14 protein-coding genes are annotated in these 19,805 nt (G+C 53.2%); 7 read left to right on the plus strand and 7 right to left on the minus strand.

Annotated features, from left to right (window positions below):
* Nucleotides 1-15 precede the first annotated feature (15 nt).
* The 6 genes from X474_RS10665 (at nucleotide 16) to X474_RS10690 (ending at nucleotide 6,442) form a co-directional block, all read left to right on the plus strand.
* On the plus strand, nucleotides 16-204 hold the full coding sequence (locus tag X474_RS10665) for a hypothetical protein (protein ID WP_044348771.1): 189 nt from the start codon (nucleotides 16-18) through the stop codon (nucleotides 202-204).
* Nucleotides 201-1,613 (plus strand): amidase, encoded by a 1,413-nt coding sequence (locus X474_RS10670; protein WP_044348772.1) that lies wholly within the window; start codon nucleotides 201-203, stop codon nucleotides 1,611-1,613. Before X474_RS10665 ends, X474_RS10670 begins: the two co-directional genes overlap by 4 nt.
* A gap of 236 nt (nucleotides 1,614-1,849) precedes the next feature.
* On the plus strand, nucleotides 1,850-2,593 hold the full coding sequence (locus X474_RS10675; RefSeq protein ID WP_052515091.1) for a creatininase family protein: 744 nt from the start codon (nucleotides 1,850-1,852) through the stop codon (nucleotides 2,591-2,593).
* 154 nt (nucleotides 2,594-2,747) lie between these two features.
* Complete coding sequence (locus X474_RS10680) at nucleotides 2,748-3,158, plus strand: FKBP-type peptidyl-prolyl cis-trans isomerase (RefSeq protein WP_044348773.1); 411 nt, start codon at nucleotides 2,748-2,750, stop codon at nucleotides 3,156-3,158.
* A 915-nt stretch (nucleotides 3,159-4,073) separates the two neighbouring features.
* Complete coding sequence (locus X474_RS10685; protein WP_044348774.1) at nucleotides 4,074-5,447, plus strand: tryptophanase; 1,374 nt, start codon at nucleotides 4,074-4,076, stop codon at nucleotides 5,445-5,447.
* Between the two features lie 281 nt (nucleotides 5,448-5,728).
* Nucleotides 5,729-6,442: a substrate-binding periplasmic protein gene (locus tag X474_RS10690; RefSeq protein ID WP_044349081.1), complete on the plus strand. Its 714-nt coding sequence runs from the start codon at nucleotides 5,729-5,731 to the stop codon at nucleotides 6,440-6,442.
* Between the two features lie 19 nt (nucleotides 6,443-6,461).
* Here X474_RS10690 and X474_RS10695 read toward each other — a convergent pair whose 3' ends face one another.
* The 4 genes from X474_RS10695 to X474_RS10715 form a co-directional block, all read right to left on the minus strand.
* Nucleotides 6,462-9,749: a response regulator gene (locus tag X474_RS10695; RefSeq protein ID WP_082464299.1), complete on the minus strand. Its 3,288-nt coding sequence runs from the start codon at nucleotides 9,747-9,749 to the stop codon at nucleotides 6,462-6,464.
* 463 nt (nucleotides 9,750-10,212) lie between these two features.
* Nucleotides 10,213-11,535, minus strand: a complete 1,323-nt coding sequence (locus X474_RS10705) for an amidohydrolase (RefSeq protein ID WP_044348777.1) — start codon at nucleotides 11,533-11,535, stop codon at nucleotides 10,213-10,215.
* 92 nt (nucleotides 11,536-11,627) lie between these two features.
* The gene (locus X474_RS10710; RefSeq protein WP_044348778.1) at nucleotides 11,628-12,089 is read right to left on the minus strand and encodes a hypothetical protein; all 462 of its coding nucleotides are present in this window, start codon (nucleotides 12,087-12,089) and stop codon (nucleotides 11,628-11,630) included.
* Between the two features lie 2 nt (nucleotides 12,090-12,091).
* Complete coding sequence (locus X474_RS10715; RefSeq protein ID WP_044348779.1) at nucleotides 12,092-12,943, minus strand: DUF3100 domain-containing protein; 852 nt, start codon at nucleotides 12,941-12,943, stop codon at nucleotides 12,092-12,094.
* Between the two features lie 687 nt (nucleotides 12,944-13,630).
* Between X474_RS10715 and X474_RS10720 the strand changes: the two genes are divergently transcribed.
* Nucleotides 13,631-16,114, plus strand: a complete 2,484-nt coding sequence (locus X474_RS10720) for a plasma-membrane proton-efflux P-type ATPase (RefSeq protein WP_044348780.1) — start codon at nucleotides 13,631-13,633, stop codon at nucleotides 16,112-16,114.
* Between the two features lie 68 nt (nucleotides 16,115-16,182).
* Here the strand turns inward: X474_RS10720 and X474_RS10725 are convergent, their stop codons facing one another.
* The 3 genes from X474_RS10725 to X474_RS10735 are packed head-to-tail and all read right to left on the minus strand — an operon-like array spanning nucleotide 16,183 to nucleotide 19,279.
* Entirely contained in the window at nucleotides 16,183-16,686 is a 504-nt protein-coding gene (locus X474_RS10725) for a universal stress protein (protein WP_044348781.1), read from the minus strand.
* 47 nt (nucleotides 16,687-16,733) lie between these two features.
* Nucleotides 16,734-17,585 (minus strand): thiamine pyrophosphate-dependent enzyme, encoded by an 852-nt coding sequence (locus tag X474_RS10730; RefSeq protein ID WP_044348782.1) that lies wholly within the window; start codon nucleotides 17,583-17,585, stop codon nucleotides 16,734-16,736.
* A 5-nt stretch (nucleotides 17,586-17,590) separates the two neighbouring features.
* Nucleotides 17,591-19,279, minus strand: coding sequence for a 2-oxoacid:acceptor oxidoreductase subunit alpha (locus tag X474_RS10735; RefSeq protein WP_044348783.1), 1,689 nt, complete (start codon nucleotides 19,277-19,279; stop codon nucleotides 17,591-17,593).
* Nucleotides 19,280-19,805 lie beyond the last annotated feature (526 nt).

The following is a 19,805-nucleotide window of genomic DNA, read 5'->3' on the forward strand; positions in this document are numbered from 1 at the left end:
AGAGGAGGTTTTCAAATGTCTGCACAATCGGCAGAGATCACCATCACGGTTTTCGGCCTCAAAATTTCCGATGCAGAGAGGGAACTCTGGGAGAAAACCGTGGCTGACATGGCCGCGGCCGGTGACAACCTAAGCGGCCTGGATCAGATGGACGCGGAACCCATGAATATGTTCAATCCCGGGTTCGGAAAGGCAGAAGCATGACCGGTCTTGATATCAGGCAAATGGATCTGCTTTCCCTGGCCGACGGCCTGCGCAAAAAAGAAATTTCTCCGGTGGAGTTGGCCACGGCCTGTTTGGATCGCATAGAGGCTTTGAATGAAAAAACAAACGCCTTTATCACCATCACCCGGGAATTGGCTTTGGAACAGGCGGCTCGGGCCGAGCAGGAGATCTTAAAAGGCGAGTACAAAGGGCCTTTGCACGGCATGCCCTATGCCGCCAAGGACCTGTTTGAGACCAAGGGTGTGCGCACAACCTGCGGCTCAACGATTCTTTATGAGAATTTTCCCCAAAAAGACGCCGCCGTGGTGGAAAAACTGGCTCGGGCAGGGGCGGTTTTGGTAGGCAAGACCAATATGCATGAATTTGCCTTTGGGCTCACCAACCACAACACCCACTATGGACATGCCAAGAACCCCTGGGACACCGAGCGGGTGACCGGCGGTTCCAGCGGTGGTTCCGGCGCTGCCGTGGCTTCTGGTTGCGTGCCCATGGCTTTGGGTACGGATACCGGCGGCTCCATTCGCATTCCTTCTTCGCTCTGCGGCTTGACCGGGCTGAAGCCCACCTACGGCAGGGTTAGTAAATACGGAGTTTATCCCTTGTCCTGGACCCTGGACCATGTGGGTCCCCTGACCAGGACAGCGGCCGACGCAGCCGCAACCTTGAATGTGCTGGCCGGTTATGATGAGAGGGACCCGGGCTCGGCCGACCATTCGGTTGCGGACTATGTGAAGGCCCTGGAAACAGACTTGCAGGGCATGGTCATAGGCTGGGTTGATTCCCTTTTCTTTGAGATGATGGACCCCGAGGTCAAAGCCCTGGTGGAGGCGGCCAAAGAGCGTTTCCAGGAGCTGGGCGCCAAGGTGGTTCCGGTCTCTGTGCCTGACCTGGATAAAGCGGCTCAGGCCACTTTGCTTATCCTCTCCAGCGAGGCTGCCAGCGCCTTGAGCGGGCATCACCGCAACCACCCGGATAAACTCGGGGCTGATGTGAAGTCCCGCCTGGATGCCGGGGCCATGCATCTGGCCACCCATTACGTGGACGCCATGCGCTGGCGTAGAAAGACCCAGGAGGGCTTTGCCCGGGCCTTTACCGAGGTTGATCTGTTGTTGACTCCGGGTAGCAGCATTACCGCTCCCTTGATCAAAGACGCCGCCGTAAACCTGGAAGGGGTTGATGTGCCGGTGGGCGTGGCCCTGACCCGCTGCACCCGGATATTCAACCTTATGGGCCTTCCCAGCCTGGTCTTGCCCTGCGGCTTTGACCAAAAAGGCCTGCCTGCGGCCCTGCAATTGACGGGGCGTCCCTTTGACGAAGCCGGAGTCCTGGCCGCAGGCCATGCCTATCAAAAGTCCTGCTTTAAGATGGAGAACTGGCCTGAACCGTAATTAATTGGTTAATCATATAGTTGGACCTGCCTACCACGCATGTTCAATATATTTGTCTTGATGCCTTGCCGGGAACCATCCCGGTGAGGCATTTTTAGATGAGGCTTAGGTTTTATTGTGAACAGAGCTGGTTGAATAATTGATGATTTGATTGGTTGGTAAATTAATAAATTGATGAGTTATTAAATTAATAATTAATCAGTTTGATAAAAACTTACAAGACCGGGGAGTGATTGATGGGCGCATTGTTTATGGATCAGATGACTTCTTTTGAGATCAAGGAGAAGCTGGGCTCAGGAACAGATACAGTGGTCATGGGGTTTGGCTCCCACGAACAGCACGGCCCGCATTTGCCAGTGGGCACGGACAGTTTTTTGGCCGATGCTCTGGCCCTGGGGCTGGCCGAGGGATTGGGGGCTTTTTTGGCTCCCCCTTTACGCCTGGGATGTTCCGAGCATCATATGTCCTTTGCCGGAACCATAACCCTTACAACGGAGACCTTTAAGGCTGTGGTTAAAGAGGCGCTCGCCTCTTTTTGCGTACACGGATTTAAGCGCATAATTCTCTTGCCCACCCATGGCGGTAATTTTGCTCCCTTAAAAGAAGCTGTGGATGAGTTTTCCGCTCCGGACGGGGTTCTGATTCTTGCCTACACGGATCTTGAAAGCCTGGTTGGCTCCTGGAAGGAGATGGCCCTGAAAAGAGGAATAACCCCTGAGGCCTCAGGGGCTCACGCAGGGGAGAATGAGGCTTCGGCCATGCTTTATCTACACCCCCAGATGGTGCGTATGGACCTGGCCAAGCCCGGCTTTGTGGGGGATCATGACGAGGCTATTGCCAAGGTTTTTAACGGGATTGAGCATGTGCATCCCTTGGGGGTCATAGGCGATCCCAGGGCGGCCGATGCAGAAGCCGGAGAAGTGTATATAAAAAGTTTGGTGAAAATGCTGCTCAATTGGGTCCATGCCCGGACAACTTGAGGACAGGCGGCTTGAACCGGCTGTTTGGGGCGAAAGGTAGCATAGGGGGTTTTCAACTGCTACAGTTGAACCAAGGGGCTGATCGGTGCAGACCGCCCGGTCCTTTTAGGCAAGAGAATTTTCTAAATAATTCAAACCGGGAAAAGGAGCCCCAATGGCAGAAATCAAAGCCGGAGACAAGGTTCGCATTCACTACACAGTCACATTGGACGACGGAGTAGCGGTGGACAGCTCTCGCCAGCGCGAACCTCTGGAGTTTGTGGCCGGCAGCGATGAACTCATCCCCGGAGTGTCACAAGCCGTTATCGGCATGCAAACCGGTGAAACCAAAACGGTTGTGGTGTCGCCGGAAGAGGGATATGGACCCCATATTCCCGAGGCCGTGCAACAGGCTGAGCGAAAACATTTCCCCCCTGATGTAAAGGTGGGCGACACCTTTAAGGCTGTAGCCGGGGACAAGGAGATGATGGTGCGGGTGACCAAGGTGGGCGAAGAGGACGTGGAGATAGACGCCAACCATCCCCTGGCAGGCGAGACTCTGCATTTTGACCTGGAGATCATGTAGGAAATCAAAAGCTAATCTCTGGATTGCCGGCTGCTTGGCCCTTTGGTTCTGAGTTGAGCCGCGAACAGGATCCAGGGCATGGTTCTTTGAACACATTTTGTTTGTCGTGGATCAGGCCGGATGAAAATCCGGCCTGATCCGTTTTGGCGCATGGACGTGAAAAGCCCCCCGGCTATTGCCGGGGGGCTTGGCTCAACAATCAGGTTCAGGTGTAGTTTGTGCTTGAGATGCGATGAACTTGAGCTTCAACTTCTGCTTCTGATGTCGCTTGAGGTCCGCATGAGGACCTGAATTCCACCCCACTTTTGGTTCCACTCAGTTGAGCGGTTAAATGATGCTTTCTTTCTTTTATTATGTCAAGAAAAAAAGTGGAGAGAGCTCCAAAAAAGTCGTTTCTTTATGGCTACAAATAAGACGGATATAGTCTAGTTTTACGGTGATCTATAACCGGCATAAGGAGCGCTGAACCAACAAAGACCAGGAGTGTTTCAAGACAAGCAGACTCCGGGATAATTGTTATTCCCGGTTGGCTCCCTTTAAAAGTTGTGTTAATCTTTTTGATGTCAATAAAGGCTGCCGGGAAACAAGGGTGATGACAACCATTTGCCCGGCCGGGTCTGGTTTTAAAAAAGGTTACTGTATTCAGAAGGTTGGGATCACTAGATGAATTACCACACCCTGAAAGCAAATCTAACCGATCCAGAGACACGCCTATGCAACACCGAAACCCGCCAGGGGCTCTTTTGCTCAACCAGGCTATATGCTCCGCATAAAAAACAACTCTACAGCCTGGTAAAACGGGGCATGGAATAAAACATCCGCTCATTTTTGTTCTCTTTTTCGAATTCTATTCAGCTGGCTATTGTTGTGGAGAAAACCGGCTGTGCACTGGTTTTTTTTAAAGGAGCGGAATAAATGAAGACTATCATTGAGCCATTCAAGATCAAAACAGTTGAGCCTATTAATTTCACCACCCGCGAACAAAGGGAAGTGCTCCTGAAACAGGCGGGCTATAACCCCTTTTCCCTTACTTCGGAATCCGTGATTATCGATCTTATGACGGACAGCGGCACCTCTGCCATGAGTGCGGCCCAATGGGGCGGTATTATGCAGGGCGATGAATCCTATGCCGGAGCCTCGAGCTTCACCCGCTTTGAAAAGGTGATAAAGGAAATCACCGGTATGAAGCATATCATCCCCACCCACCAGGGTAGGGCCGCGGAGAGAATCCTGTTCGGCATCACAGGTGGTGCGGGCAAGGTGATTCCCAACAACACCCATTTCGACACCACCAGAGCCAATGTGGAGGTAAGCGGGGCAAAGGCCCTGGATCTTCCCTGCCCGGAAGGCGGCGACCCGGCGCTTATCGCCGATTTCAAGGGCAACATGGATATTAAGGCCCTGGAGGCGTTTCTGGAAAAAGAGGATAAAGCCAATATCCCCCTGGGCATGATGACCGTAACCAACAACTCGGGCGGCGGCCAGCCTGTTTCCATGGAAAATATCAGACAGGCCAGCGAGCTTTTCCATAAATTCGGAATCCCCTTTTTTATCGATGCCTGCCGGTTTGCTGAAAACGCCTATTTCATTAAAAAACGTGAGCCCGGCTATGAGAGCAAAACCATAAAGGAAATAGCCCAGGAGATGTTTTCCTATGCCGATGGTTGCACCATGAGCGCCAAAAAAGACGCACTGGTCAATATGGGCGGCTTCCTGGCCATAAACGACGACGCCCTGGCTCAGGAAGCCAGGAATATTCTGGTGGTGACCGAAGGCTTCCCCACCTACGGCGGATTGGCCGGGCGCGACCTGGAGGCGATCGCCATTGGCCTGGAAGAGGTGTTGGAAGAGGCTTACCTGAAATACCGCATTCGTTCCATGGAATATGTGGGTGAAAAGCTTACCGCCATGGGCATTCCCCTGGTGCTTCCCACCGGCGGGCATGCGGTCTTTATCGATGCCAAGGCCTTTGCTCCTCATATCCCGCCGCATCAGTTCCCCGGCTGGTCCCTTTCCTGCGAGATGTATCTGGAAGGCGGCATCAGGAGCTGCGAGATCGGCAGTGTGATGTTTGGCCGCACAAACAAGGAAACCGGCGAGTTTGAGCCTTCGCGCATGGAGCTGGTGCGCATGGCCGTGCCGAGAAGAGTCTACACCCAAAGCCATATGGATTATGTGGTGGAGTGCCTGGAAGAAGTTTGGAGAAACAAAGAAAAATTAAGGGGCATGAAATTGGTCTACGAGGCCCCGGTGCTTAGGCATTTCACAGCCAGGCTGGACTATGTCTAGTCTGTAACTTTATTGTTTGAAAGATAAAAAAGCCGGGCGCGGGAGAAAGACATATTCCCTCGCGCCCGGCTTTTTTCTGAAAGTGACAAAAGAGCCCGGCGCCTGTTCTTCGGTTGTCGCTTGTGGCAAAGACCCGAGCGGGATATGATCATCTGGCAATACTTGACCGGTTAAAAGGCATTTTTTCTGTTTCTTTTTGGAAGAGCGGATCAATCAAGGTGCAAAGTTTGGGGAAAAAATACTTGGCGGTTTTTTGTATTTCCTTTTGGGCTGCTGTTTTTTTGTTTATTTCAGCCTCCGCCCCGGCCCTGGCCCAAGACACCTTGCGTCTGGTTTATTCAGACGGTTTTGCCCCTTATTCCTGGCGTGAAAACCACCGGATGAGGGGCATATTAGTGGATGTGATGAACGAGGCCCTGGGGCGCAGAATGAAGGTGGCCTTAAGCCACCAGGGTTTTCCCTGGAAAAGGGCCCAGGCCCTGGTCAAAAACAACCTGGCGGACGCCTTTGTGACCGTCCCCACCCCGGCCAGGGCGGGATTCACAATCATTAGTAAAGAGGCCGTGGTATCCGCCACTTATCAGATGTATGTCAAGGCGGGCAATCCCCGTACACCCAGCCTGCTCCAGGTGAAAAAGGCAAGTGACTTAAAACCATTTTCCCTTGGAAACTACCTGGGAAACGGCTGGGCCAGGAAGAGTCTGGCCGGAATGCAGGTTCACTGGGCAGGCAAGATCGCAGAAAGTTTGCGCATGTTGGTCAAGGACCGGTTTGATGTATTTGCCGGAAATTCCCACGTGGCCAACTATCAGATAAAAAAATTGGGCCTCACCGGCCGGGTTATTGAGCTGCCGATTGTGCTGGATATAAACACCTTTAATCTTTGCGTGCGCAAGAATTCCGTTTTTGTACATCTTTTGGATGAGTTTGATCAGACCATAGCCCAGATGCGCAAAGAAGGGGTTTTGACTGAAATATACGCCCGCTATCGCTGACCAGAGGGGGAAAACGCCTTTACTGGTCAGCCCGTTGGGACATCTCCATGAATCTGGTAAGAGACTTTTGCACAGGCTCTGTAAAAGCCGAATTATTGGCGGAGATATTCAGCACAAACAGGGCGGTGGCCAGCACGTCACGCCATTTGGGATTTTTGGGCAGGGTCTTGGGCGCAAGGTATTTGTCCAGGGTGCGGGTGCGGTAGGTGCCCGAGTCTAAATAAGCCTTCCATAAACCGCTTTCCAGGGCCAGATCGATCTTGGTTTTTCCGGTTTCCTCTTCCCAAAGCGCCAGCGAGGCCGTCATGATTTCGGTTAACAGTGATCGGTTTAAGGGGCCTTTCCCCTTATTTTCCCAAAACCGGCCGGGAAGTTGGAAAGTGTGGCTGAACTGTTTAACCTTGCGGATAAATTCCGTGTCCGAATCTCCCAGGATCTCACCAACCTGATCAAGGGCGCCTTTCAGGGCCTGATCCTTGCCCGGAGATAGAGACTGGCTGTAAAAAGGCAGGAAAACAGCCAGCATATCTTCCCCGCCAGTCCTGACCAAAGAGACAGAGCCACTGTAGACAGGCCTCCGGTTTAACCCTGTTTGGGTTTCTTTTTTCAGGCTGATCTCCAGGTGAACCACCTGGCCAAAGGCGCTTTGCCTGCCAAACCAGAGCATCTGCTCCTTGATTTTCGCTGAGCTGGGCTGGTCAAAGATCATGGAAAGGTCCTGGTAAAGGACTTGGTCATGGCTCAGGGCTGTAATTTTTTCGGCTCCCTGGTTGAAGTAGCTGATTTTAAGATCCTTATCCAGGGCTATCAGGGCCGTATCCGCCACATCCAGGATATCCAAAAGCCTTTGCCGGCTTTGCTTGAGCTGTCTTTCCACTTGCTTCCGCTGTTTGATCTCCCTTTCCAGGGCCTTGACCTTTAAGAGCCTTTGGGCGGCCTTTTTGGCTTTCAGGTGCAGGTCCACCCTGGCCAGAAGTTCATCCTTTAAGAAGGGCTTCAGTACATAGTCGTTGGCCCCCATCTCAAAACCCTTCACCAGGTCGCTTACCTGGTTGCGGGCGGTGAGGATGATAATAGGTAAAAAGGTGAATTCATGGGCAGCCCTTATGCGGCGGCAGGATTCAAAGCCGTTCATCACCGGCATCATAAGATCCATGAGAATTAGGTCCGGTTTTTCCTTTTGGGTGACCATAAGCGCCTCTTCACCATTTAGGGCACTGAGAACCCGGTACCCGGCCATTACCAGATAATTGGTAACCACCTCCATGTTCAGGGCCTCGTCCTCAACCACCAGGATTGTTTCACCCTGGGCATTTTCCGGGGAGAGCGGCATGGGCCCCGTTGTTGATGGCCTTTTGGGCAAAACCTCCACAAAGCGGTTGGCCAGATTGGTTGCCGCGCCTCCACTGGGCACAGACGCTTGGGTTGCCTTTGATTTGGGCAGGCTGAAGCAGAAGCGGGAGCCAATGCCTTCCACACTTTCCACCTCTATGAGGCCGTGGTGCAGCTCCACCAGTTGTTTGCAGATGGCAAGGCCAAGGCCCGCACCTTTATTGCGAACCCCGATCAGGGGACTGTGTTGTTCAAAAGGCTCGAAGATGAGTTTTTGTTTTTCCCGGGGGATGCCGATTCCGGTGTCGCTCACCGAGATCAGGACAAATTCCCCTTCAGCTTTGGCTGAGACGATTATCTTGCCTTCAGCGGTGTATTTAAGGGCGTTGCTCAAAAGGTTGGCCAGTATCTGCTGCAATCTGCCTTCATCAGCCCGGACCAGGGGCAGATCCGAGGGGATCTGGGACTCAAGGCTGAGGCCACGTTGCCTGGCCAGGGGGGCTATGACCGTAAGGCTGGTCTCGACCACTGCCCCCAGGTTCACGTCTCCGGGCCATAAGGTCATGACCTGGTTGGAGATTTTAGAGAAATCCAAAAGGTCGTTTATCAGGTTGGAAAGGGACTTGCCACTGGTCACTATGCTGGTGAGGTTTTGGCTTTGTTTTTGGCTCAATGGCCCGCCAAGCCCGTCCAAAAGCGCCTGGCTGATACCGATAATGCCGTTTATGGGGGTGCGCAGCTCATGGGAAGTCTTGGCCAGAAAATCATCTTTCAGCTTGTCCAGCCTGGAAAGCGCCAGGTTGGAGTCCTCCAGGTCCCTGGCCTTTTTATCCAGCTCGCCCAAGGTGATCAGGTTTTTTACGGTATTTGCGATGTTGATCAAAAGGGCCTGAAAAAGCGGATGCAGGTCTTTTTCCTTTTCCTGATCCATGGAGTCCTGGATCCATATTTCGGCCCAGAGTTTATTTTTGGCCTGGTCGACAAGCTCAAGGTGAAGCCCAGTTTTTGTAATTGTCTTTTCGGAGGCCCGGGTTTGTTTCAGTCCGGTCAGGTCCTGGGGCAGGTGGAAAAAGGTGTGGACCCTTAAGGGATAACCGGCCAGCTTGCTGAAAGACAAGCTGATCTGATCCGCCAGTTCTTCAAATGAGGCGCAGGCTGATATTTGCCTGCCTTGTTCACTTAACAGCCTGAGCTGGTCCATATTGCTGACAAGCCTTTGTCTGGCCCGCAGAAATTTGTTGACCATGAGCTGAAAAGACTCTTTGAGAAACTTGAGATCCTCTCCCAGATTGGATTTGATTTTAAAATCAAAGTGCTCCAGGTTGTCCAGATCCAGGCTGCGCACCGCTCGGGTGAACTGGGAAAGCGGCCGCCCCAACAATTTATGGCTTACAAAGAGGTATACCAGCCAAAAAACAATGGATTTGATCACCGCATTGATGGCGATCAGTATAAAGCCCAGCTTTACCTCATCTATGACCACCGAGGCGTTGGAATACACCGTGCACACGCCCAGGACCAAATCCAGGCCGTCTTCCCGATAACGGATGTCAAAGGAATAGGAATAGGGCTTGTTGCGCCATGATTTGGTATGGTTGACCCGAATCTGCCTGCTGTTTTTGATCCTGAACTGTTCCCCCTTGTCGTTTGAAACCAAACCGGCTCCGTGCAGCAGGTTGAGCTGGTTTTTATCTTCGATCTTAACCCCTTTTAAGATGGGATTTTTCAGCATGCCCTTGATGGTTGATATAAGCTGCTCTTCATTGACTGTCCACAGAGCGCCAGCCAAAGCCGGATTAAAGGTGCTTTCAAGCAGTTTGAGCTGTCCGAAAACCCGGGTTCTGGTGTCGTCGTATTCCAGGTACATGTGGACCAGGGTGAGGAGCAGGGTGACCAGAACATAGACCACGAAAACCAGGCGCATGATGCGCACCGCTGTGGAGTTCTTGTCTCTTTGGGGTAGAAAAAAGGGCATTAGCCTTGGTCTGAATATTTGGTTCTTTAACTGTATCCTGGTGGGGGGAAGGCGTATTAAGGGCAGGGCGCCGTCTGGAAATTATAAAAATGCAGGGTTCCCTTTTTTGCCTTACTGCCTCACCAGGGCCGACATGGGGGTACCTGGCAGGTTTATATACTATAAACACCCTATAATGACTAATGAAAACCTCTTTCAGACTATGATCACGGTCTTTTGGTGGACGTAAAGCCGAATAACATAAGACCCTTGACCAAAAATGGATTGGAAAAAATGTCTGCAAACGGGCCGGTGAGTTGTGAGCATTTTCAGGCCGGAAAATACAAGACGGTTGGCAGCCTCAAGTTTTTGGCAACCGGTTTTTGATTAAGTTCGGCGGGGAAGCATAAAAAAAACAACCCCGGCCCAATGAAACGGACCGGGGTTGTTATTTCAGCTTCAGGTCGGAGAGCCTTTGGCCGGACTATTTAAAGGTGGTGGTCTTGGTCAGGTCTTCGAGAAGAGCAATATACTCTTCTTTGGAAAGGACCGGGACAAAGGCCTCTGTGATGCGGTCGGCCTCCTTGCCTCCGTCGGCCAGAAGATCCACCAGGGTTGCGGCCAAAAGTTTGGCCGGCATGATAAGCGCCGTGTCAAAGTCCGTAACTTCAAAATCCCTGGTATGCAACGCACCCTTCACCCCTCCGATAAAGGGGTGCAGGCTCGGCATTAAATGGGATACATCGCCAAAATCAAAGCTGCCGGTAAAGTCTCCGCCATCGGTAATGGCTTCTTCGCCCACCAGCTCCAGGGCGTTTTGGCGGGTCAGGGCATCCAAGTCCGGATTAGTCAGCAGGGGGAGGTAGCCGCAGGTGTCTTTAATTTCCACCTGAGCCCCCACGGCCAGGGCTCCGGCCTTGAGCGCCCTGTCCACCTTTTGATTGGCATCGACCATGGCCTCCACAGTCCTGGCCCTGGTGTAGGATTCCAGGCGAACATCGGCAGGCACCACATTCACAATGTCTCCGCCTTTTGTGATCATGGGATGCACCCGCACCCTGTCTTCGTCCTTGAAGGTCTCCCTTTGGGCATGGATGGCGCTTAAGCCTATCATGGCAGCGTTAAGTGCGTTGACCCCGTCCTCGGGCGCGGACCCGGCGTGGGATTCCTGGCCGATGAAACGCACTTCCTTGCCTACAAAACCATTACCCTTGGGGCCTATCAGCACCTTGCCGTTATCAGACAGGCTAAGGGCGTGCATCATCACGGCCAGGTCAACATCGTCCAAATACCCCTTGGCTATCAGCTCCTGTTTGCCGCCGAAATATCTGATGCTTCCTTCTTGTCTCAGTCCGGAGCGGAAGGAGAGCTCAATAAACTCTTCCGCCGGGACGGCCATAAAGCGAACCGAACCGGTGAGCTGATCCATGACGCCCGAGGCGGCCAGTCCCAGGGCCACACCGGCCATTACTCCCACTTGCAGGTGATGGCCGCAGGCATGGACCGCCTTGGTCTCCTTATCGCAGCATTCGTGATCAGGGCAGACAATGGCATCCAGCTCGCCCATCACTGCAACCACCTTGCCCGGCTCCTTGCCCTCAAGCTGGGCTTGGCAACCGGTGACAGCCAGGTTTTCCGTGGTTTCAAGGCCCAGGTTGCCCAAGAATTCAGCGACCTTTTTGGTGCCCTCTTTTTCCTTGTAACCCAGTTCGGGGTGGTCCCACAGATAAAGGGAAAGATCTTTGATTTCCTGTTTGCGGTCCTCAATGGCAGAAAAGATTTTTTGCTTGAGAGCGTTTTTGTCCATTTCGCCCCTCGGGAGTTTCCGGGCTCAGGCCCTTATACTGCAAAGGGCCTTTCCCTTTTGAAAACCGGGTAAAAAACCGGTTGTATTTTAAGTTAGATAATGCCCTGCATGCGCAGAATCATCTCTGAAATAATGGCGGAGCCGAAAAAGGTTCCGCAGAACACGGCCATGGCAACTATAACCAGCTTCCATCTTATTTTTTTAAGGGCATCCACTTTGTTGCCCACGCTTATACCGGCAAAGGCCAGGATCGGGGTGGTGGTCCCCAGAAAGTTGACTTTTTGGGTCCAGGCCAGAAACATGGGCGCAGTGGGCATGAAAGGCATGCTCAGAATTAAAGCTATCATAGTGGCCCAGGCAAAAGCAGGGAATTTCAACTTGGGGGTGAGGTCTTTAAGAATGAGGGAAACCATGCAAATGGCAAGGGTGGCCAGGATGCCGGGGATCGCTTCCACCACAGAGAAGCCAAAGCCCACTTTTTGGGCCAAAAGCACCATCATGGAGATTACGATCAATACCTTGAGCTGATTGAGGGTGTTTTGAATATCCAGCATGGTTATTCCCCCTTTCCGAAGAGCTTGACGAATTTGCCGTACATAAAGTTGGTGGCGGGCAGGGCCAGGAAGATCACCGAGTACATGCCGGTGACCCCGGTGAGCATGTTGCTGGTGGCGGCATAGGCCAGGATAGTGTCTTTCATGGCCGGGTCCACGGTCATGGAAAGGGCCCCGCTGGCCGCTGTCATCATGGAGGCGCTGCCCATGCCGCAGGCCATGGCCAGGGCATAGGGATGCAAGCCGGTGTAAACCGCAAAGCTGCCCAAAATGCCGAAGAAAATGGTGCCGACCACGGTGCCGACCATGTAGGTGCCCAAGGTGCCGGTGGCTTCGGGGGAGCGCATGCCGTAGCGTTCGGTCATGACGCCCAGGGTGGGTTCGCGGCAAATGGAAACAGCCGCGCCGATGGCTTCTCTTTTAAGGCCCAAAGCAACCGCCAGGGGAAGGGCGATGAAGATGGTGCCCAAGTTGCCCAGTTCCTGCAATAAAAAGGCGGGGCCCGCGTTTATGATTTTGACGATGTTGGGGCCGACCAGGGTGCCGTATTTCACACCCAGGGGTAAAAGGGCCAGCATGACCATGGGGCCGGCCAGCTCTATTTCTTCTTTGCCGATGATCTTACGCAAGAAGGCAAGGGGTTTGCCCAGAATATCCGGGGTTATCAAAAGGCCCAATATGACTGCGTAAAGCATGGGCAAAAGCACCACTGAACCGGGGCCCAGGGGGATCTTTTTTATTCCCAGAAGTTCGGAAATCACGATGATGCCAACCACCGCGGCAAAGAGCTTCAAGAAAATACCCAGCCTTCCCCCGGTCTGGATAAGCTCTCTGTCTGTCAAATGTTCCGACATACCCACCTCCGTTTGGATGATTTCGGTTTGGAAGAATGCCGCCCTTGAACCGGCCGCCCCCAAGGCCGGATCAAGGGTGACTGAATCCGCCGAAGACTTGGACCCCGGCGGGGAGGCCGTTTTGACGGGTCTCCCTTTTAGCCTCTTAACCTCAATTGTTTTAGGGACCCTCCCTTATTGCTTAAAAAGGAGGTGCTAAAACATTGAGGCCTGGAAAAGATTGCAAACAGCTAGCACTTGTTTAGGGATTGGAACAACCACCTAAACGGTAAAAACCGGTCAAAAAAGCCTTTGTCTTTGTAATATTTTGAAATCGTTTATCTTTTTTAGACTAAACTGGTCAAAAGCAAGCTTGCTTTAACCAGATTGCCCGGTTGTGAGTCGATCTTTTTTTTGAGCTTGGCGCTTGTGTCCGGGCGGTTTAAGCAAAAGCAAGCTTTGTTTCCAGGTCGCCGTCAACGGGTGATGGTTTTTTCTGATTTAGCTAAAGCAAAAATTTAAACCAGCCTCGGAAATGACTGGAACAAGGCGGAGTGGAGCGCGGAAGTTCAGGATGATCGGTTCATTGGGGGGAAGCAGGAAGTGAAATTTTCATAAGATTGTCAATACAAACGGCCATAGTTGAATTAAATAATACTATAATGGCAGAAGTGTCTGTAATGATTTTCCTAAAAAAAGGAAGCAGGTATGGCCATAGAGGCAATATCAGGCGAAAAGTCACAAGAAATGAGTCTGGAGCAATTGTTTGAGGCCCTGGATGCCAAACCCCAGGGCCTGGGTTCAGATGAGGCTCAAAAGCGGCTTGACCGGTTTGGCCCCAATGCCCTTAGCGAAGAGAGTAAAAGCGCGCTTAAGGTGCTGGCCGGGTTTTTCTGGGGGCCCATCCCATGGATGATAGAAGTGGCGGCCTTGCTTTCGTCCCTGGTGGGGCATTGGGCCGATTTTGGCGTGATCGTTGTATTACTTGTTTTTAACGCCTTGATCGGGTTTTACCAGGAGCACAAGGCAGAGAGCGCCCTTACAGCCCTGAAGGGTCAGCTTGCCCTGATGGCCAAATGCCTTCGCGACGGTTCCTGGCAGGAGATACCGGCCCGGAACCTGGTGCCCGGTGATGTGGTGCACTTGAAATTGGGTGATATCATCCCGGCTGATGTAAAGCTCATGCAGGGCGGTTTTTTGAGTGTTGATCAGGCCGCCCTGACCGGCGAATCCCTGCCTGTGGCCAAAAAAGCCGGAGATGAGGCCTATTCCGGTTCAGTGGCTAAAAAAGGCGAGGTCTCGGCCCTGGTTTACGCCACCGGTGAAAACACCTTTTTCGGCCGCACCGCCCATTTGGTGGAGACCGCTTCCGCGCCTTCGCATTTCCAAAAGGCCGTGCTCACTATCGGCAATTACCTTATCTACCTCACCCTGGCCCTGGTGGTTCTTCTGGTGTTGGTGGGGCTGGAAAGAAGCCTGCCGATAATGGATCTTCTCCAGTTCGGCTTAATCCTTACCGTGGCGGCGATTCCGGTTGCCATGCCCGCGGTTTTAAGTGTGACCATGGCCGTGGGCGCTTTGAGCCTTTCCAAAATGAAGGCCATTGTAAGCCGTCTGGAATCCATAGAGGAAATGGCCGGGATGGATGTGCTTTGTTCTGACAAGACCGGCACCCTCACCAAAAATCAACTGACCCTGGGGTCTCCCCTGGCCTTTGACAAGAACCCGGCCGAGGCTGTGATCCTGGCCGCAGCCCTGGCCTCGCAGAAAGATGACCCGGACCCCATTGACCAGGCCGTGCGTCAGGGAGCAGAGGAAAAACAAGATCTTTCTCCTTTTCGTGTTCTGGAGTTCATCCCCTTTGATCCGGTGAGCAAGCGAACCGAGGCCCTGGTCCAAGGGCCGGATCAGGAGAAATTCCGGGTCAGCAAGGGCGCGCCCCAGGTTATGGCCGAGCTGTGCCGGGACCGGGATCTGGCTCGAAAGATCTCAGACCAGGTGGAAGAGCTGGCGGCCAAGGGATACCGCACTCTGGGAGTGGCCAGACAAGAGGAAAACGCGGCCTGGAGTTTTCTTGGCATCCTGCCTTTGTTTGATCCTCCCAGGGATGATGCCAAGGAGACGATTGAGCAAGCCCTGAGCCACGGAATCAAGGTCAAGATGATAACCGGGGACCATGGGGCCATTGCCAGGGAGACAGCCAGGCAATTGGGGCTTGGTATGAATATCAAGCCTGCGGAACAGGTTTTTTCCGCTGTAACGGGTGGTCTTTCGGATATTGTTTCACAGGTGGAGGAGGCCGACGGCTTTGCCCAGGTTTTTCCGGAGCATAAATACAATATAGTCAAGACATTGCAATCAAACGGACATTTGGTGGCCATGACCGGAGACGGGGTGAACGACGCGCCTGCCCTTAAGCAGGCCGATGTGGGGATTGCGGTGAGCGGGGCCACGGACGCAGCCCGGGCGGCGGCTGACCTGGTGCTCACCGCACCGGGGCTCAAGGTGATTGTGCGGGCCGTGGAAGAGGCCAGGCGGATCTTTGAACGCATGAACTCCTATGCCATATACCGCATCACCGAGACCATACGCATCATGATCTTTGTGGTCCTGGCCATGTTGATCTATAATTTCTACCCCATCACCGCCATTATGATTATTTTGCTGGCCCTTTTAAACGATATCCCGATCATGACGATTGCCACGGACAACACCCGGCTCCCGGCCGGGCCGGTGCGCTGGGAAATGAAAAGGGTGCTCACCGTGGCCAGTGTGCTGGGCGGCATCGGGGTGGTGGAGACCTTTGGCCTTTTAATGCTGGCCAAAAACTGGCTGGGCCTGGATCTCGCCCAGATCCAGTCGTTTATTTTCCTCAAGCTGGCGGTGGCCGGTCATTTGACCCTGTTTGTGGCCCGCACCCCGGATTCAATGTGGAAAGGCCCTTATCCGGCCTCACCCATGATCTACTCCGCCCTGGTGACCAAGCTCCTGGCCACATTGGTGGTGGGCATGGGCTGGTTTGTGGCCCCCATATCCTGGGCCAATATTGCCTTGATTTGGGTTTATTGTCTGGTCTGGATGCAGATTGAGGATTGGGCCAAGCTTTCCGTGTTGCGTCATCTGGACGGGCTTCGTAAAAAGACCCACGCCTTCAGCCGCAGGCTGGGCAGGGTGCTGGTGCACAGGGGATAAATAAGAGCGGATAAAGAAATTACCCGGCCGTCAGGGCGTGAATTGCCTGACGGCCGGGTGTTCGGCGTTTATAGATTTTGTTTTCGGTCTTCTACTGCTTTACCGGGCTTTATGGTGAAAACCGGAATTTTGGCGTTTCTCACCACTTTTTCCGTGGTGCTGCCGAAAAACCTGGGGCCTGCGCTCTCATCTCCCCAGCCCTGGGTGGCCATGACAATCAAATCCACCTTAAGGGTCTCTGCCGCCTCCAATATCTCCCTGGCCGGGTCTCCGGTCACAATGTGCTTGATCTGCACCGGGCAGCCGGAGAGGTCGTTCTGGCAGATGTTGTTTATCTTTTCCTCTATGCGCGCCCTTTCCTTTTCCTGCAATTTGACCATAGCCTTGGTATTGGCGTCTCCGTAGATGTGGTCATATTCATTGAAATCCGTGGCAACATAGAGGAGGTGCACCTGGGCGTCAAAGCGGGAAGCCAGCATATCCACATAGGCCGAGGCCGCCTGGCTGCCCGGGGAAAGATCCGTGGGCCAAAGAATGGTGTTTATTTGGGGAACAAAGGGGGAATCTTTCATGACCGCCTCCATTGTCTTGGACTTATTTCTTGCCCGTTTTACTCTTCCTACTTATAAGTCTCCAAAATATTTTTAAATTTATCAAGGTCCACTTCCATCTTGGCCAAGGGCCCGTGCTTAAGCGCCTCCAGGTGCTCCCCAAAGGGCTTTCTTTCGGTCTGATAAAGCACTCCGATCGGGATTTGATCGCCAAATTTACGGCTGAGTTCAAGAGCCCTGGTCCAGTCGGTGGGGTCGTGCTCGCCTTCGATTTTATAGACCCTCTCCTGGTACCATTTATGGGTGTTTATCTTGTTAAAGGAAACGCAAGGTTGCAGCACATCCACCAGGGACAGGCCCTGGTGGTCTATGGCTCCCTTTATAAGCCCTGCCAGGTGCTCCGTCTCCCCGGCAAATCCCCGGGCCACATATCCCACCCGCATGGCAACCGCCGCGGCCATGGGATTAAAGGGGGTGTTCTGGGAGCCGTGGGGCTGGGCTTTGGTTGTAAAGCCCCTTTGGCTGGTGGGGCTGGCCTGGCCCTTGGTCAGGCCGTAGACCTGGTTGTCGTGGGCAATGATGGTGATGTTGGGGTTCCTGCGGCAGGCGGCCATAAAATGGTTTCCACCTTCGCCATAGTGGCATCCGTCGCCGCTTTCGGCAATGACCACCAGATCCGGGTTGGCCATCTTGATGCCCGTGGCCGCAGGCACACTTCTGCCGTGCAGGCCGTTAAAGGCGTTGCAGTTCAGATAGTGGGGCATCTTGGCGGCCTGGCCGATGCCGCTTACCATGCATATTTCATGGGGCATGAGGCCCAGGTCAACCAGGGCCTGGATCAGGGCCTTTCGTATGCCGAAATTACCGCAGCCCGGGCACCAGGCGGTTTCAAAGACTCCGTAATCTTCTATTGTCGCCATGATTCTTATTCTCCTTTACCCAGGCTGTCTAAAATGTATTCCGCATCAAAGGGAAGCCCGTCGTAACGCAAAACCAGACGATGGGCCTCAAAGCCGGTTTCCCGGCGCACCAGCTTGGCAAACTGGCCGGTGGCATTGCCTTCCACAAAGACAACCTGACCCGCCTTTTTGAACGCATCCAAAAAATGGCGCTGGTCCAGGGGCCACACCTGGCTGAAATGGCAGGCTTGGGCCCTTTGGCCCCTTTGCTTCAGTTCCTGTACAGCCTCTTGGCATATGCCCTTGCTGCTCCCCCAGGAGACCAAAAGGATTTCCGGGCCGGTATCCCCTTCAAACTTGGGCGGAACAACCTTTTCCAATAAAAGGGCGTGCTTGCGCAGGCGCTTGTCGTTTATTTCAATGCGTACAGAGAGGTCTTCCGTGATGTGGCCGTCCGGGGTGTGCTCGTCACTGTCCGTAACCACCAGCCATTGGCCCAGGCCGGGGATGGCCCTGGGCGAGAGGCCGTCTTGGGTGATGACATAGCGCTGGTAATCGCTTCCAAAACCGGTTTGGTTCTTTCCGGTGACGAGCGGGGTGAATCCGGCCAGGTCAAAGGGCTCCACCGCCCGCAGGGAATCGGCCAGATACTGGTCGGTGAGGATGATCACCGGCCCCTGGGTGTCTTCGGCCAGCTTGACGGCGGACCGGGCCAGGTCAAAGCATTCTTTCACACTTCCCGGAGCCAGGATGGCCCTGGGAAACTCGCCATGCCCGGCGTGCAGGGCAAACTCCAGATCCGCCTGCTCGGTGCGGGTCGGCAGGCCGGTGGCCGGGCCGGGCCTCTGGGCAATTGCGATCACCACCGGCACCTCGGCCATACCGGCCAGGCTTAAGCCTTCGACCATAAGGGCAAAGCCGCCGCCGCTGGTGGTGACCAGGGTCGGGGCCCCGGCATAGGATGCGCCCACGGCCATATTTATGGCCGCTATTTCGTCTTCGGCCTGTTCATAGGCCACTTTCATTTTGTCGGCATGCTTGATCACGGTAAGGGCAATGGAGGTGGAAGGGGTCATGGGGTAAAAGCTCAAAAACTTTATTCCCCCGGCCAGGGCGCCGAGGCCCAGGGCTTCGTTTCCGTTCAGCATAAGCCGCTCCGGCCCGGTCAAGGGCTCGGCCAGCTGTTCAAAGCCGTTGGTTGCTTCTTCCGTGAAACCATAGGCATTGTCCATGGCCTGACGGTTTTTTTCCATAATATCCCGGCTCTTTTTGCCAAGCAGCTGCAAAAGGGCGTCTAAGACCAGCTCCTTTTTAAGGCCCAGTAAAGAAGCCGCCACCCCTAAGGCCAGGGTGTTTAAGTAGCGCTTTTCGGCCAGCTCCTTAAAGGGAACATTAAAACAGCCGGTTGTGCCGCAGGTAAGCCCCTGATCTGCCACAACCAGGGCCTTTGGGTTGAGTTCATTTTGATGGTCATCCACGGCCTGTTGATTAAGGGCCACCAAAAGATCGATATTACGGGCCGGTGCGGTTATTTTCTTTACAGAGGCCCTGATGGCAAAGGTGTTGTATCCTCCCCGAACTCTGGACATGTAATCCTGGCGAACCACAATATGATATCCGGCCCTGACCAGGGCTTTGGCCAGGCACTGGCCAATGGTGACCAGGCCCTGACCCGCCTCTCCACCTATCAGAATGCTAAGTTGGTTTTTTTTCATTTGCCTGCCTTTCCAAGGGGGCAGTTGATGGAACTCGATTTTCTTGCTTGATAAATGCCTGAGTCGGCAATTTGAATCCATTACCAAAAGCATGACTATGGATTTAGTTGAATGTCAAGAAATCAATTTAATTTCAGAGTTGTGAGTGTCTTTAACTTGAGTTGGGAAAAAAGGATCATTGTAAATTACTGATCTTTTAAATCAAAGATGGTTAAGGATTTATCCGGTTAGAAATCAGAATTTAAAATTAACTAAGAAATGGAATTATTTTCTTGGAAAAACAATAAATTATTAACTGATTTCACAAAAAAACCTCACAGGCCTTGTGTTGGGCATGCCCTGCCCATAAAATCCGCTGTTTTTTTGAATATGCTCACGGGCTTGTTCTCCCGGACAACGGCTGTTTTCTGGTCTTTCAAGCTCCGGTGGGGGCAGTCCAGCTGCTCCTTGGGGAGAGTTTGTCATATATATTGTTTTTTTAGAGGTAATATCCTGTTCTGCCTAGGAATTATGGGGGAACCCGTCC

It is taken from the genome of Dethiosulfatarculus sandiegensis (assembly GCF_000931935.2).
Lineage (GTDB): Bacteria > Desulfobacterota > Desulfarculia > Desulfarculales > Desulfarculaceae > Dethiosulfatarculus > Dethiosulfatarculus sandiegensis.